Below are 16,468 nucleotides of genomic sequence, written 5' to 3'. Positions count from 1 at the left end.
CGCAGATTTTATTATTCTATTGTTGATAACGGCTACTTTTGGTAAGAACAAGATTTGAACTACCTCGATGATTCTTTACCCTTATGTCAATTGGATTACAAATCATTATAAATTGCTTAGATAACATTACATAAAAATACGGATCGCATATTCCTTATGAAATCAGACTGATATTATCTTGACTTTTCCAAATAAATAAATTGTTATTTGTATCTAAATCCGATTATCAGTAGGAACCTAATCCTACCGAAGCCATCATAATATGGACCTAGATTAGGAATAGAAAATCTATTTTGTATAATGAATAGTGTGTCTATTACAAAAAAGTGGTTTTTTAAAGTATTGCTGACAAAAATAAATAATTATCATTTCGGCCTATCAGAATTATTTATGTTATGCATGTTATTTATGTTATGGCATTATAGAAGATGAAGACACGGGAATACATTTTTAATAGATAATAAACATCACCAAAAACCTAATTCTTAATCGTAAAGAATTGTAATAAAGCATTATGCGGCCCTGTTCACTTAAGCGTTTTTAGTTCACTGTTATGATAATCAACAAATAGATTCAACCATTCGTTCCGTACATGCTTTAGTTTACAATTCTTCAGTCTGCGAGGAAAGTAATCATCAAAGCATTCGGTCCTGTCCTTTATGTACTGCATCGTTCTTTCAATCAGGCTTTTCTCCATAGGGGAATGAATGTGATGTTCAAGTCCAAGGAATCTACATGCCATTGGGTACCATGTACCACCATCTGTAGAAACGTGATGCTTTCCATAATCTCTTACAATGTCTGATAGAAACCGCTCAGCAACAAACATATTTCTTTCCTTAGAGATAGTTAGTGCGAGAATTTCCTTACTTTTTGCATCTATTGCAACCCATAACCATATGTATTCGGAACCTACCTTGATTAATGTCTTATAAATGATGAACTTTGATATCTTATTCCTTCTTGAGGAAATCTTTTGCGGATGGTATTTCTGAATCCAATTCCAGACAGTGACGTGGTTTCGTTTGATAAAGCAAGATAATCTTGCAGACGTTCTCCTAAGCGATAAGCCTGAAAAGTACAAATACAGACCATAACAAACATACTCTGAAGGTGTTTTGTTTCTGGTAATCATAAAGGAGATAAAGCATCTTCAAGCTATAAGATTTCGGTAAATGAACAGAGCCCATTATGCATATAAGTTAATTAATTAGCCTCACAAATATAACATATATAACATCAATAGTAACTCATCTCATTAACAATTTGAAATTATTTAATAGTATTTGATTTTTTCGATATTGATCTCTAGCTGCCTATAACTACAGTGTTCTACTCTCATACACTTCCTGTTATTTAGTAGTGGATCTGTTAAGATGGGAATTCATAAAGTCGAGTTAATCTATATTCCCAATATTATGATAGTTCAGTATGATCCAGATTTAATATCAAATATTGATTTATGCAAAATAATGAGAAATTCAAAATGTAGGTTTTTCACAGTAGGAAATAATCTCTACTGCGGAAAGCAGACTCCATACTTGGCATTAAAAAGTTGATTTGCAACAATTCAGTCTGAATGATACAAAATATATCTTCTTACAGAAATCTTTAGGATTCAGTTAACAATCCAAATCCTATATCCTAGAAAAATTAAATATTAAAAAAAAATATTATGTTTATTCAACTATTACTTCTCCTACCATTGAAGGGTGATAAAAGCAATAATATTGATATTCGCCGGAATCATCGAATGTAATACTATAGTATTGGTTTGGTATTATTGCTTCGGAATCAAACGCTTCACCTGCATTCTCGCCGTTGTCCTGTCCGGAAGTTACAGTATGCGAAATGGTGTCACCATTATACCATGTTATTGTCTGACCGCTTTGTATCGTGACTGGATTTGGAGAGTAGGAACTGTCACCATTAATTCCTAATATGACTGCTGGAATAGAGTTTTTATCTTGAGAAGTAGATCGATCATCGCTTATGGACCGGTCATCATCTTCTTTAGCTTCTGCGGTAGAAGTATCAGCAGAAGGAGCGGAGTTAGTAGTGGTACTCGCGGAAGCAGGTAGAATTCTAAAGAGTGATCCAGTAAAGCTAAGAACATACAGGTATCCGTCAGGACCCACTCCAATGTCTGTTATACCGCCAAAGCCCTGCCCGAAGATGAACGGTTGATTTTCCTTTGGATCGTTAACAACTCTATCGTTTAATAGGGATATATTTCCTGCATATCCTTTATCAAATAATAAACCATCACGTGCTTCATTTAGAATGAATCTATACAAAAGACCGTTATTTATATCGCCTACAAACATGTCATTTTGATATTGTTCTCCCAGTTTATCTGAATTTAGAAATTTTAAAGCTGTAATTCCAATAGGAGTCACCCATGATAATTTAGGCTCTGCATATGATCCCTTTCCAAAATAAACAAGGTCCTCAGGAGTTGCACCGTCATTTAATAGATCATTCTTTGATAATCCTTGAATCAACGACCAGCCACTATTAAAACCTGGATAAACCAGATTGATTTCGTCGCCAGCTGTAGGTCCATTCTCTGTATCCCACAAGTTTCCTGTAACTGGATCAAAATCCATTCCAAAACTGTTTCGAATGCCCATTGCATAATACATGTCAAGGGGTGATTCATCACCAAAAATGGCATCTCCAGGTACAATTTGACCGTCTTGAGTTATCCGTAATATCCCTCCTAAACCATTGGGTTCTGGACCATCTTCAATATTCTGTGCTTGAGTTGTGTGTCCTCCAACTTCTCCTACTATAAAGTAAACGTTGTTATCTGGACCAATCCTAATCTTACCTCCATTATGCTCGCCTCTATCATTAGGTGGAGTTGCTGTCAAATCTAAAAGTATTACAGGGTTTGTCAGTTGCCCATCAACAAATTCATAGCGATAGAGTCTGTTTCCTTCCGGACCCACGTTATCTTCTACGTCGCTACCGTCTTCATCATTTCCAGATTCTGTGTAAGAGAGAAACACGTATCTGGTTCCATCCGGTTGTTGCTTTGCTACTGCAATACCTAGTAGACCGCGTTCAATACTATTAGCAACAGCTACATCCAGTACTGGTTCTTCCTGCACCTGACCATCTATTACCCGCATAACTTTACCGGTGTTTTTTTCAGTTACCAAAATGTCATCAGGACCTAAAAATGCCATGCTTGTAGGAAAGTCTAATAATCCATCTGTCACTTTTTCAACTACCAGATTATCGTCCTTTACAGTTGGACCGGCAGGCGATAAAGGCGCTTTAATGTATGCTCCATACGATAGGTTAACTATAGAATTGTTCGAGTATAGTATTAAAAATATACAAAATAAAGATAAACCAAATAATCTAAATTTTATTCTCTTTCTCAATGTTCATTCTTTGTATATTGTTATGTTATAGATTATTTATCAATCTACCTGTAGAATTGATATAATAATGATATTTCAATCTTCTTCTGATGATAGAACAAATTAAAATTACATTGTAAAACTTTAACAATCTTTGCAAATCAATTTTGAAACTATAACCTTACCTGATCTTTGAAATACCCTTTTGTATTTATCATTTTATCTTATCCTGCCCAGACTAACCTTTCCGTAGTTATCTTATTTTTTTTCTTTAGACTGGGGATTACAATATTAAAAATATAATCTTGTCAATCTTGGTTATCTAATAACCTGCTATCAAAAACTAAATTTGAATATTTATTATACCGCAGATTTGCGTATACTCGGCTTTTGAAAGGGAAAAAGTGTTGCCATTGTAATGTAATTTATCATGAAAGACAAGTAAAAAACACGATGTTAAATCAAGGAAAAAAGATAGTTCAGTAAGAATAATTGAAAATTACATCCGGGAAGCCTCTCTCAGACCATCCTGGATGTAAACATCAAAGCCTAAATGATGCATCTATTATTAACGTAGAATGGATATAAAATATTACGGTCATGTAAATTACTACACTATATCTAGATGATTAGTAACTTGCAAATCTAATTATATTTAATTAGATATCAATTTATCAGTTAAATGGCATTAAATCAAGTAATATGGTAAATAAATGAGGATCTGCTGATTTTTCTTAATTCGTAATATCTAGATATCTCATCCAAAGTATAGATTTTCACTTTGTTAGGGTAGTTTCAACATCAAGGGTGTTTGATATCTTTTCTGTATGAGTAGTATCAGTCATTGCAATTTCAGCTTTAACATCTTCAATAGTTTGATCTTCAAACGATGTTGCAAATTGCATTGGACCTGCTTGCCCTAGTACATAACCACTAGGAATGCTCGAGGTTTTTATTAGAGTTCCATCAACTGTATATACTTTCATAACGTCAGCCATGATGGTATTTACCAAGGAAGGATCATTAGTTTGGTAGGTAATGTCAACTTTTAGCTGATTTATCTCAGAATCTGTAAGTGGTGCAAAAGATACAGAATCTAACTTGATTATTACGGGGTAAGATGAATTGTCAGCTACACTTTGTGGTGTTTGTTCTTGTTCAGATTGCGCATATACATTATAATCACTTATCAATACTCCTTTATCCATGGGAATAGAAAAGGAAAACAACAAGCCCATCGCAATAACTATTACAGTCAATGTTAGTGTCTTGGAACACATGTCAAATCTTTCAGATTGTATCTCTTGTATATTCATGATATTTCTAAATGAAAATGAATCAAGATTCAAATTTAATTCACCATCAAATGAAGACCGGTTAGTAATGGCTCCAATTCATCGAAAATACGTCTGTATTTAGTAGAAATGAAATAGAAAGCTCAATTTCTTTTCCTGCTATAGTGTAACATCATGAATTCGAATTTTAAAATTAGCATATGATAAAGCTGATGTAGATAGTGTATGAAATCTAGACCTATCATTGAATCCATCAATCCTTAATATATTCATAAATCGACTAAACCGAAAACTTTTAGGTGAATAGACCCAATATATTGTATCGAATGTCTATTGATCCACGGGAATGGGAGAAACGCTCTGAAAGTGGTGAATTATGTGGTATGCTTGGGTGCAATAACCCTCCTACAATTCAATGTCCTCAATGTAAAACTCATTATTGTGATGAGCATAAAGTTATTCATAGACATCACCTCGAATAATATACCTAGTCAAATTACTTGGTTCATGTACTCCCCTCACCTATGATGAAATTGCTTATTAATTGAATGTTGTTTACCTTACATAGGAACGATTTGGGTTTTAGGAAAGCCGTGTACAAATATAATATCTATTAAATAATCAATGGTCAGAAATGATAGAATATTCAGAAGTAACTGTGGCAGTATTATGGATTGTCTTTATACTATTGTGCTTTGGTATTTTATTCAGGAAAAGGATACTCGGATTATTTAGCAAAAGAGAATCCTTTTGACTTTTGTCAATTTTAGTTCGTGATCTCTATTATTATTGTAGTCAATACCAAGTTCGAAAAAAGGAAGAATACTCATTTTCATTGAATCGCAGACCTTGGATTATTTGATTTCTTACAGATATAGTCACTGGCTTTTATTAGCATAGGTGTTTTGTTCATTGGATAATATTATTTTCTACCGTATTGCCCATAGAATCATAGCTATATTCTATTCCTTCTGTCGCATTAATCAAAGTGTTATTGTAAATTTTATTTTCGATAGAATTATGGTACAAGTAAATTCCTTGGCTTTCACAATTGCTTACTGTATTGCCATAAACTTCATTATTGTGTGATTGAGATAGGAATATGCACTTTACTTCATCATGAACGTGATTATTTCTAGCCACTGAATCATACATGTTTCTACTAAACATTATTCCAGAGCCAGCGCTATTGTATACTTCATTATCTTCTATAGTAATGTTGTAACAATCCAAAGAACATATTATACCCATAGCTCCATGGTCATGGACAGTGTTGTTTCTTATTATCATATCATGAGTAGCTGTATGCGGGTCAAACCCATACATAAAGTTATGATGAACATGGTTATCTTCCAAAACCATGTTGCCTACACCCACAGAATAGAATCCAAAGCGATTATGGTGTATTTCATTATTCTTTACCATACTAGTACCATTACTTCCATAGTAACTTAAACCAGAGCAACCACCACCGCATTCATATCCTAAGTAGGCTAGTTCTGAATTTGTAATATTTGCAGTACCTGTAGTTTCATCATCTATTTTGATATATGGTCTTGGTACCGCATCAATGCCGGTATGCTCATGTTCTCTATCAGGTAATATATCAAATTCAAATTTTATATAATCATTGCTTTCAGGATCCCATGAAGAAACTTTTACAGAATCTATAATTAAATTACCCAAAACAGTTATAGAGTTAACATTATCTCTATCACCATCCACCTTTTTATCTCCTGCAAGCATTTTTAGCCAGCTCGTATCCTTTGAGTCAATAACCAAGGTAGCACCTTTTTCAACTACTATGCGAGAATCTAAAGTCCATGTGCCATTATCCTCCTTTTCTAAGATCTCAGGATTTTGTAAAGTGTTATATATATCAGTAAGGTTGACGTCTTGAATACAAGAAATCGAAATTGTATTCCTATCGCTGTCGATACTAAAAGTAATACAACTATTTTCATCAGTCTCTTGAGCTAATGTCCAACTAGTTGAAATACTCGTTACAACCATGACTAAAGCCATCATCATTAAATAATGACAATGTAGCCTTGGATTGACCCTATTCAATAAACTTTCTGTCAAAAAAATAATTATATGAATTACTTGTAAATTAACTAGAATAATTCATTAATTTAATAAACAACTTATTTAGATGATTGTGAATTTTACGAGTTTTTCAGTGGTCTACATAAAGAATTGTCAATGTCATATTTCTCAAGCCAAGAGATAATAGTTTATGAAGTTATTTTTACAGACTACTATAGCGACTGATCTATTCACTGTATTATCTCGCTGTCGATTTTGGTATAATCTAAGAGAGAGTTTATCACTAAAACTTTTTTATACTAGCGAATTTAATATTTATTTATTCAAGTCCATTCTTTAAAATTATCATCCTTTTATCCATAATTATCTAGACATTAGCAATTCCTTTCCAATTTTGACTATATTTTGAGAGATAAAGTATATCTTGATACACATCAAATAAAATAAAGAGAATAGTCGTTGATGCAACTAGATTCTGGTAATAGTAACTGAATGTTCTAAATTTTATTCTGGTTACTTCACTCTAAAGTGGTATTGCCTCTTTCTTTCTAGTGTCTAGTTCATTAATCCCATCTCGAGTAATTTGATAATTTTCACCATCTGAAGAATGTATAAGGCTTTGAGCAATCAAATCCTCGATTGCTTGATCAAATAAGGGAGACATTGTAGGGTCTAAGAATTCCGTCAATACACTGATGCTGATTGAAGGGTCACTTGCTGATGCATGTTGAGTTAATAATCTAACCAATACAAAACTTTCGACATTGTGAAGGGCACCACTGTCCTCATCCATGGATAAGTTATCCATGATCATAACTGCATTTTACGCTTAAATTATTATCTTTACTAGTTGTAAATAGCAAAGCGATTAAGAGGAAAAACAGGCCAATATGGGATGTAGGATCACTATTTCAGCTAATCTCAACCTAAATCCTTCCAGAATTATTTCAAGAATCGTAATAGGACTAATCTATATAATTTGCATCAGTCAATGATATTTTTTCTTAAACCCCCTAAATTAGTATTTATGTCGAAATTCCTCAACATCTATCAATTCGAACATAAGCAATGCATGCATCAGTATAGGGGATATGTTTGTAGTAACAATAAGGATTTGGAGTACTAACTAGCTCAAGAATAAACAGCTTTAATTATCTTTTTCATTAATATTATGATATGTTATCCCGTGAAAAAGATGTAGAATTAATATTAGATTTGTTGGCTGCAAAATCCAAGAGAGAAGTGAAGGATCAAGAAAACGAATGTGATTATAAAGAAAAGATTAATCCAGAAAATAAAGTAGATAATGCAAATTGCAGGTTAGACCAGAAGAACAAGGAAGCCAATGCAGAACATGATGAGGCTATTAAGGAAGCATATAAGAATAGAATTAAAGAAAATAATAGTTGCAAAATTTTACCATAATACCGTCTTCCTCTAAAAAGCACTAATTTTCTTGCTAACGTTGAGCCATATACTCCAACATGTGAAAAGAAAGACATTCTCAAGGTGATGCATCATGAATTATTTTAGAAATTACAGCCACCGATCTTATAGATCTCCTAATGCATTAGTACAACATACAAACTATAAATAAATTAACAGATCCCATGTACCTCATGGATTCGAAGCCCACCGGGCCCGTTTGATTAAGAAGATAAGGTGGATTTGAACTTTTAAGAGTATACTGTTTTTGCATTACAGTATACTGTTTTGATAAATCAGGTGAATAATACATATCGCAAGTGATACAGTAGAGTCCTACTTTCTTGAAAGATTCTTTAGTCCCGATTCTAATGTAGCTGGAATTAAGACCTCTATGACAAATTGAGCATCTAACCATAACACGATTGGTCCAAGAAGTTAAAAAAACGTTGGCATATAATCCAAAATATATTAATAAAACATTTTAACCAAAATTTTCGTTGCAGCAAAATGAATTACGAAGTCGGATAATCCAATAATGAAACAGTCCTATCCAATACGGAATGTGTGGATATATAATTACGAATATCATTAGTTTTGATAAAATTAGAAAAGTTATCAAACTCTTTTGTACTACACTTCAATTCATGTACTCTCGTAAACGCATTCAAGATTTCATATCTCTTGTCTGTTTCTTTTGCACTATCGCCCGAGTTCGAATAGTTATCTAATATTCCACGTAGACGTGAGTCATCTGATCGATCTAGATCTTGTAATATTTTTCCGGCATTGACTCGATTTCCGAAAGGTTCTAGTAATAGATCTTCAGAATTAAAAAGTTTAAGTTTCATTAATTTCTCAGGGTAAGATAACTCTAGTTTATTCTTTGAATTATTGCCAATGGTCTCGCCACTGTCAAATACTCTCGGAGGAGCGGCAACACAAGAAATATCATTTATTAAAAAAGGAATATAATGTGAAACCGAAATGCTATTAAAAGCCAAATCTGCTCTTGCAACCTGGATGGTAAAAAATATAGTATCCTTGTCGTGGTAATTTGATAACTCTCTGTAGTTCAAAGCAGCACTTGCAAATCTTTTATAATTTAATCCCACCAGTCTTGCTTGTAAATCATCAGTGAGGAACTTTAAAAGCTCTTGAAAATTGGCATGATTATATTTTAGATCAATTATAAAAAAAGGCTCTTTTCCAATTTTGTAGATTTCATCAGCTTTTTTTCGATAAATTTCTTTAAGTTTTTCAAAAGGCCGCAGGATTGAAGGTATTGCAATAACATCATAACCTGCTGATATCTGAAGAGCAGTAATTAGGTCAACAAATTTGACTAAATTATTATCGTTCTCTAAAATCTCCATTGCTGACGGGATGTTTCTTTTCCTATCTCTTGTTATAGTAGGTTGATAAACTGCGATGTTTAGGGGAGAATGTTGTACTCTGTATCTGGTATTATCTAAAGCATTATGCAGGCTTTCAAATTCCTTTGTGTCGGTTAATAGTCTTGAAAGTTGACCATAACTTAAGCTTGTATATTTTAAACTTATTTTATTACCAATTAATAGATCTGAAGGAATTTTGGCTTTAGAATTATATTCGTACAGATTGGCTGCCCTCGTAGGAGTCGTAATTGTTTCAGGACCTATTCTAATTTCTGCGGTTCGAACTGGTTTTACTCTTGTATCAACGTTTTTTACTCTAATCGAATCGATCTTCATGTTATTTTATCCAATCTATAATATGGTAACGATATTTTATTATTGATTGATCGGTAAATTCAGGATATTTATCATAAACCAAGTGTATCAAACCTTCACTTCCCAACTCATCCCACGCAATTCGCTGATTTTTCAAGTGTTGTAATTTGTGACTATCCAGACGTTCCATAAGGGGCCGTATCTTTTTCAAACCCTTATCAGTTATTCTATATTTATTAGATGATTTTTTGATTAATCCAATAAACTCCATATTCTTCAAGATATTTTCTATAAGGAAACTATGTGGGCCAAACTTGTGTCCAACAAATTTTAAATCTTGAATTTGTTGAAAAATTTCCCTTTCAATCAAGAATAATTGCTTGATTATCATTGTCTTGCCTTTTATCGGTTTGGTGGGTGTAATTGCTAAAAGCATCAATATTGTTTCTTCTGGTCCAATCTCCTTAGGCTGAATAGATTTATAAATTTGAGCTGCCTCTTCATAGTTTATTAATTTTGTTTCATCATTTAACTGATACTTATTTATCTTCATTTTTTTGTTATTATTTGGATTTATCATCATTATAGCCACCAAACAGATAACAAATTGAATTTGTTGTCCTCAGAGCGAATGCAATCAAAATAACCAAGTGCACCTCTTAAAGAGAAACATATGTGAATGTTAGTCTGTTTTTCATATCTCACAACTCCCGTTAGCGATTGCACAATGTCTTCGAGACCCAGTTCACCGGAGTTTAGATTTCTCTTGATATCCTCTAATACGGTCAGGTTGTAATTTAAGTTTTTTTTCCAAACAACCAAATTACTTATACGAGTCAGGTAATATTTTCTTAGACATGTACCACAATCGATGAAAAGTTCAGACGTATTAGTCAGTTTATAATCGCATATTAATTTTTTGATAAAATTCATTTTTGGTATGTGGTTATTATCACAATAGTTCATAGTTCCACAGTATACACATTTAATTTCTATGGCATGCAATTACCTTTTCGTTATGACCATAACAGAATAATTTTAGGTATAAAAACTTAGTTATCTTTCTTTATCCCAATTTCTAGTAAAAACATTAAAAGAGCTATTCCTAAACCACCTAAAGTGAGTCCTTCGAGCCTAATCCCATTTCGCACAGTGTCTAACGCTATTTTTTCATCTAATTGATTGGATTCTAAAATAAATACATTATCATGATAAACATAACTAATTAATCGATTATCTTTCGTAAAAGCAAAGATGTACATATCGAAGTTACCAGAATATGGAAACTTTAAGAGGACATTCTCTTTCATTACATTTGTTTCATTAGTAGTGTCAAAGACTATAGACGTTTCGTTATAAAACTTCAAAATCTGGTCGACTAATAATGGATCCAAATTTGCGTACGTCCTTTCGGTAAATACCAAAGACATATTTCTAAAAGTTTCACTACTGTTAGGATATAGCTCGAGTTTGAAGTCAGCAATAACATTCGGTTTAATTGTTTGAAATGGTTTGGTATGAAAAGTTATCTCTGTTGAAACAATAGGGAAGTGATTTTCTATGGCCCTGAAATCCGTTGTACTCAGAGCATCCATATCTGTTATCATGTATGAACGGATAAATTGAAATGAGGAAGCAACGAATAATCCAATAGTAAGAACAAATATCACAATCTTCCACCAAGAGTAACTTGTTTCTATCAATCAATCCACTCAATAATCTTTTTGTATATATGTTATATTCGATTTTACGATATAGAATTCAATCACAGATATTCTAGATTCTTAAATTATTATATTTATCTAACCATTCTTCCAAGATTTTAGTCGTATCCTCTTCTGAGTCCTTTGACATTTAGTAAATAAGAACTTAAGACAGTCTAATACAACAATTTCTATGGTCGTCAATGGGGGTCTTAAAAAAACTTCCCATATTCATATGGATTGTACTTTCAATTCTTTTTGCTCAGCTACTTGATTTCGCTCTGTAAAATACTGAAAGGTTAAATCAATGATCTTGTCCCCCTTTTTGCATTGTTAGACCTGAATTGCATAAAATCATACCCTTTTTATTTAAACCTGGCTGAAGAGCATTCAAGACCCTGGACCAAAAATTAGCAGGTTGAGGAAATAATTTAGGGTCATTATAAAAAAGCTCTTAGAATGTTATTAAATATGATAATACTTGGCGTAACATGAAACAGTAAAACCGTGTCGTTCGAATTAATTAGGTGGCAGACTTGATAATAATTCTGGTATCTTTGCAGCGAGAACGATACATGAAGTAGTACTATTTATCAATCCATACAACTCTAGCAAGCCCATTTTGATCTCTTTAATAGATTTATTCGTAATGGCAGTTCTAATTGTCTTAATAATTGATTTTCTACGATTTTTCTCATCGTCTTGCAACTGTGAACTATCAATACAACGGTCGATTTCATCCAAAAATGGCCCTATTAGTTGAAGATGATCGATATCCATAATATTTCCCCTTCCAAACTGTGCTTGGGAACTACTCATAGTAGCTATGCTAACGTTATAGGTATCTCCAGTCTTGGGGTTAACATTAGCTTGGTCAAGATAGTCTATAGCTTTCGTAGTAACTTTGTAGAAGTCGTGTAAGATCTTGGGATCACCCGTATTAACCGGGACTACGGGGTCTTTGACAATGAATCCTTTACTCTTAAGATAATTTAGGCAACTCTTTAATTCATTTGAATTAAAGCCGGAGCCTGCAAGAATTTCGCTTTCGGCAATTGAAGACTCGATATTATAGTCCACCAGATTAAGCATATGTTGAATAAGCTTGTTACATTCATGCAGTTTCATAAGATGCCAATCTAAAATTGTATGCATAGTCATATTTATCACTTTTATTTCTGACCATTACTTGCTAATCAATTAGAATCCAAAAGAGGGAAATATATTATGAAGATCTATCAATGGATTGTTAACCTATAAGCGATTCTAATTTAGTCTATTTTGTACCATATTAGACAAGAACGATAAGTTGTGTTAAAATTGTCATGAAATAGAACATTAGAACATAATAGAACAATCTAACTTGTTCTAAAAATAAGTCCATTTTGGACTTATTTTACCAAAATGAGCATTTGTTGAGATTACATATGATAATAGAACATTAGAACATCATATTGAAATACAATATATTAATAATAAAGGCTTAGACATTTTTAAAAAAAATTAACCTTTAGATAAATATAGTAGCGTATGGTATAGAACGTGTTCTAATGTTCTGAAATAACATCTTGATTGATAAATTTCAACAACTCATCTAATGGTCCGCACAGTACTCTCATTTTCTTATTGTTCAAGTACTTTGACTTGTATTCTAAGCCTAATTGTAGTCCTATATCCTTCAATGAAGTGATATTTTCGATTCTGTTCCTGTTATTAATTTCGTCTAGAATATCATGAGTAATGATTATGTCGCCTTTCATGTCCTGTATAAAGGGTATCAATTCATTCTTCAAACAATAATCAAGTCTTTCACTTAACCTATTAGCTGTATTGTCCTTATCCTTATGTCTCGAATAGATTTCATTAATTTTAGTTACCAAAAATGACCTTAAAGCAAACATCGTATTTTCATTACTTTCATCGACTGCGTCCTTTTGTTCTACAAAGTATTCAATCCAATCTGGAACTTCTTTATCTGCAAATTGGAAAAAATTCGCTAATATTTCTTTTGAAATCACTTTCCAATCTTCTCTCAACAATACGGAAGGGTATTTGGAAACATACTGGGCAGTAAAGTCGCCAAGGGTTTTCAAGTATCCTTTCTTGTCTTCCAAAAGCTTGTCAAACAATGCTCGTTTATCATCTTCTTTCTTCTCGTCCTTGGGAAAATGAATGGAAATGAATCTTCGGCCAAATCCACCGTCATTAGGTGGAGCATAGTTTGAGGTCAATATTAGCGGACTTAAAGCTGGAATATCTTGAAAGTTATTCTGTTCTACGAATTTTGCTCTGGCAGTTGTGCTTTCAACCGAATGCTTTATCATCTCTATAATGTTAGTATATCTCCTAAACTTGCCTGTTTCATAGAGCGAGCCTACTTCATTGACAAGGACAGGGTAGGTATCTTTACTGACTGTCTCTCCGAATCTTGCAGGTGTATCAATATTATTAAATCCCTTCTTAAGCATTGTCGACCTATTCCAAATTTGCAATACTAATAAACCTAAAGTAGTCTTTCCCGACTGGCCCTGGCCGAACATTTGCAAATAGGGCATCCATTTATCAGAATTTGACTTTATTATGAAGCTATATGGAGCTAGTAATCCCCATTTTAGGACCGTTGGAAATACATCTTTGTTCTTCCATCCTGTTGCTAAAATATCAAGTAATTCGCAGCATTCTATTACCTCTTCTTTCTTTATTTCTTCCATATTCTGAGTTATACTTTTGGTCACCAATTTTCCATCAACTAAATAGTACCCTAAAGTAGTTACGTCATTGACATACTCCACCATGTCATTCTCCTTTTCCCTCATGGCACTCACTACACTGTTAAAAGCATCGGCAGCTTTGTTCCTGGAGAGAACGTAACCTTTGATTTCTAATATCTTTAACAGCTCAGCTAGGCTGGCGCATGGACCAATTTTTCCACTCTTCTTTCCGTCATAATATTCCAATTCGACTTTAGGTTCAGCAATAGGGAATAAAGGATTATTATAATACCTAATCTTCTTTGGAGCAATATCAATGATGCATTTCTCTAAGTTTATTCCGTATTCCTTAAGAACTCCATAGCAAACCTGTCCAGAATTTTCATCAACGTAATAAGCTTTAAGAATATTATTTATACAACTCACAATTTTGCAGATTAGCTGGGGGTCGATCTTTAATTGCTGATTCTGTTGATTTTGTCGCTGTAACAACATGGTTTCTTGATTTCTACCGCTGTTAGTTCTATCTACAAATTTTGTACCATCCTTCCACTGTCTATCAAAGTCAAATTTACTAATAGGAGGGTCACAGTGATTCAAGTTCCAATTCCATGACTCTTCATAAATGTACTCTAAAGACTTGGATTCTTTATTCCTCAGATATAGGGAATCAATAACTCTTAAAACTGCTTCATGTCTATTGTGACCTTTCTTTACTATAAATTCTGGATTAAACAGGTCTTCAATCGGGATCTTACCTTTATTTTCATTATTGCTATTTCCCACCGACATTCCATACTTTTCATAAACTTCAAAGAGCCTATCTTCAATTTTCTTACCATCAAATTTTCCAATTACTTTAGTACCTGTAATTTCATAATTGTATCCATCCTTGTGAAGGGAAGGAGTACAATATGCCAGTCCATCGCTTTGACATTTTACTTCAATGGCAGGTATTTCGTTACTATCTAGTTTATCTTTTAACTTTCTGGTTGTATCACTGCTCTTTTTCTTGAGTATATATTCAGTATAAAAATAAATGTGCGCTTTGTATGGATTGTCCCGATGCTGTTCTACAATAGTTCTCTGTGCCAATTGATTAAGGTCATTAGTACCAAAAATGGTACAAATCTCTTCGATTGCTTTCTGATTATCAAGGTCAATAAAGCATAGAGAATATTTTTCTAAATCTTTCCTATGCCATATGTTACCAGCCATAATGGCCATTCCGTTATCAAATGCGTTCCTTTCCTTCCATTCTTCATGCTGTTCCATGTTAATTGCTTCGTTCTGCCATGATGACCATTTCTCGTATATTTTCTTATTTTTCGTATCGGCGGGGATAGCATTTAGTCCGCACTCATTTCTCCAAAAGTCTGCCCAGTCATTAAAAGACAATATTTTGCAATGTAACATTACACTAACTCCTCCAATTTATTAATCTCCTGAACAATGATACAAAAACGAGTTCTTAAGGACGCAAGTATTTCTAGAATCTTTACCTCGGAAATTTTCAATCGTCTTAGTCCCCACTCTACTGCCATTGGTAGATATCGGAAGTCGAAGAAAATAGGAATCCACATTACCCTATCATGAGTTTCCATTTGAATACATCTATTGACTCTGTTTACTCCTGCTAATTCTATTCCTAAATCCTTCATTAGATGATTATTGAAGTCGAAAAAGTTATTAGATGAATGATGGGTATATTCAATATTAGCTGTTGTCGTCATTTATCTCGTCGTCAACTCCTAATGCGATAGTTGAAGAGGAACCATCTCTTCAATTACTCTATTCTTTCTAATACTTACAGAAGTTTTACATTTACTACAGGATGTTACATATTGATTAGTACCTGTATAATTCCATAAATTACCGCATCGCGGACAGACCAAAGTGCTTACGCCCATAGTATTTACTGTAGATACATACTATATAATCGTTACTAATATGAGGATACCTGTTTCCCTAGTTATTACTTATCATCATACATGATTCGTTCTCTAAATATAAATGTTTACACACATAGTAAATACGATTGCGTTCAGTAATCAAATTTCCTTAATTCTTGGCAAAGGCTTCTATCTCATCGTCAATTATCCTTTACCTTGTGTCGCCCAAAGGCTTCCGCCTTTGGGCTTTCTTCTTTTGGCATTCTCAATTCAGAATCAATAATTAATAAACAAAACTGTTTCTATA

General features: G+C 33.2%; 14 protein-coding genes. 2 read left to right on the top strand and 12 right to left on the bottom strand.

The annotated features are described in order from the left end of the window. Positions 1 to 526: 526 nt before the first annotated feature. From AB0A59_RS02130 to AB0A59_RS02120, 3 genes are all read right to left on the bottom strand, one after another. A complete protein-coding gene (locus tag AB0A59_RS02130; RefSeq protein ID WP_458746066.1) occupies positions 527 to 1,135 on the bottom strand; it encodes a DDE-type integrase/transposase/recombinase in 609 nt (202 codons plus the stop codon). A gap of 544 nt (positions 1,136 to 1,679) precedes the next feature. Further along, a complete protein-coding gene (locus tag AB0A59_RS02125; protein WP_458746064.1) occupies positions 1,680 to 3,395 on the bottom strand; it encodes a PQQ-dependent sugar dehydrogenase in 1,716 nt (571 codons plus the stop codon). Positions 3,396 to 4,150: 755 nt separating this feature from the next. After that, the gene (locus AB0A59_RS02120) at positions 4,151 to 4,723 is read right to left on the bottom strand and encodes a hypothetical protein (protein ID WP_458746062.1); all 573 of its coding nucleotides are present in this window, start codon (positions 4,721 to 4,723) and stop codon (positions 4,151 to 4,153) included. A 263-nt stretch (positions 4,724 to 4,986) separates the two neighbouring features. Here AB0A59_RS02120 and AB0A59_RS02115 point away from each other — a divergent pair, with 263 nt between their 5' ends. Beyond that, entirely contained in the window at positions 4,987 to 5,151 is a 165-nt protein-coding gene (locus tag AB0A59_RS02115) for a hypothetical protein (RefSeq protein ID WP_458746060.1), read from the top strand. A gap of 427 nt (positions 5,152 to 5,578) precedes the next feature. On the opposite strand, the gene AB0A59_RS02110 is transcribed toward AB0A59_RS02115, so the two are convergent. Then, positions 5,579 to 6,682 carry a right-handed parallel beta-helix repeat-containing protein gene (locus tag AB0A59_RS02110; RefSeq protein WP_458746058.1) on the bottom strand — a complete coding sequence of 368 codons (1,104 nt, stop codon included), beginning with the start codon at positions 6,680 to 6,682 and terminating at the stop codon, positions 5,579 to 5,581. 559 nt (positions 6,683 to 7,241) lie between these two features. Beyond that, positions 7,242 to 7,526 carry a hypothetical protein gene (locus tag AB0A59_RS02105; protein ID WP_458746056.1) on the bottom strand — a complete coding sequence of 95 codons (285 nt, stop codon included), beginning with the start codon at positions 7,524 to 7,526 and terminating at the stop codon, positions 7,242 to 7,244. A gap of 368 nt (positions 7,527 to 7,894) precedes the next feature. On the opposite strand from AB0A59_RS02105, the gene AB0A59_RS02100 reads away from it, so the two are divergent. Next, the gene (locus AB0A59_RS02100) at positions 7,895 to 8,143 is read left to right on the top strand and encodes a hypothetical protein (RefSeq protein WP_458746054.1); all 249 of its coding nucleotides are present in this window, start codon (positions 7,895 to 7,897) and stop codon (positions 8,141 to 8,143) included. Between the two features lie 515 nt (positions 8,144 to 8,658). Here the strand turns inward: AB0A59_RS02100 and AB0A59_RS02095 are convergent. From AB0A59_RS02095 to AB0A59_RS02065, 7 genes are all read right to left on the bottom strand, one after another. Beyond that, positions 8,659 to 9,876, bottom strand: coding sequence for a hypothetical protein (locus AB0A59_RS02095; RefSeq protein ID WP_458746052.1), 1,218 nt, complete (start codon positions 9,874 to 9,876; stop codon positions 8,659 to 8,661). Position 9,877: 1 nt separating this feature from the next. After that, positions 9,878 to 10,438 carry a hypothetical protein gene (locus AB0A59_RS02090; protein WP_458746050.1) on the bottom strand — a complete coding sequence of 187 codons (561 nt, stop codon included), beginning with the start codon at positions 10,436 to 10,438 and terminating at the stop codon, positions 9,878 to 9,880. Continuing rightward, positions 10,438 to 10,860, bottom strand: coding sequence for a hypothetical protein (locus tag AB0A59_RS02085; RefSeq protein WP_458746048.1), 423 nt, complete (start codon positions 10,858 to 10,860; stop codon positions 10,438 to 10,440). The genes AB0A59_RS02090 and AB0A59_RS02085 overlap by 1 nt, the downstream gene beginning before the upstream one ends. A 47-nt stretch (positions 10,861 to 10,907) precedes the next feature. Further along, a complete protein-coding gene (locus tag AB0A59_RS02080; RefSeq protein ID WP_458746046.1) occupies positions 10,908 to 11,525 on the bottom strand; it encodes a hypothetical protein in 618 nt (205 codons plus the stop codon). A 552-nt stretch (positions 11,526 to 12,077) separates the two neighbouring features. Then, entirely contained in the window at positions 12,078 to 12,686 is a 609-nt protein-coding gene (locus AB0A59_RS02075) for a hypothetical protein (protein ID WP_458746044.1), read from the bottom strand. Between the two features lie 419 nt (positions 12,687 to 13,105). Further along, complete coding sequence (locus AB0A59_RS02070; protein WP_458746043.1) at positions 13,106 to 15,685, bottom strand: hypothetical protein; 2,580 nt, start codon at positions 15,683 to 15,685, stop codon at positions 13,106 to 13,108. Next, entirely contained in the window at positions 15,685 to 16,002 is a 318-nt protein-coding gene (locus AB0A59_RS02065; RefSeq protein WP_458746041.1) for a hypothetical protein, read from the bottom strand. The genes AB0A59_RS02070 and AB0A59_RS02065 overlap by 1 nt, the downstream gene beginning before the upstream one ends. Between the last annotated feature and the right edge of the window lie 466 nt (positions 16,003 to 16,468).

It is taken from the genome of Candidatus Nitrosocosmicus sp. T, assembly GCF_054408485.1.
This window is presented reverse-complemented; position numbering and strand designations above follow the sequence as displayed.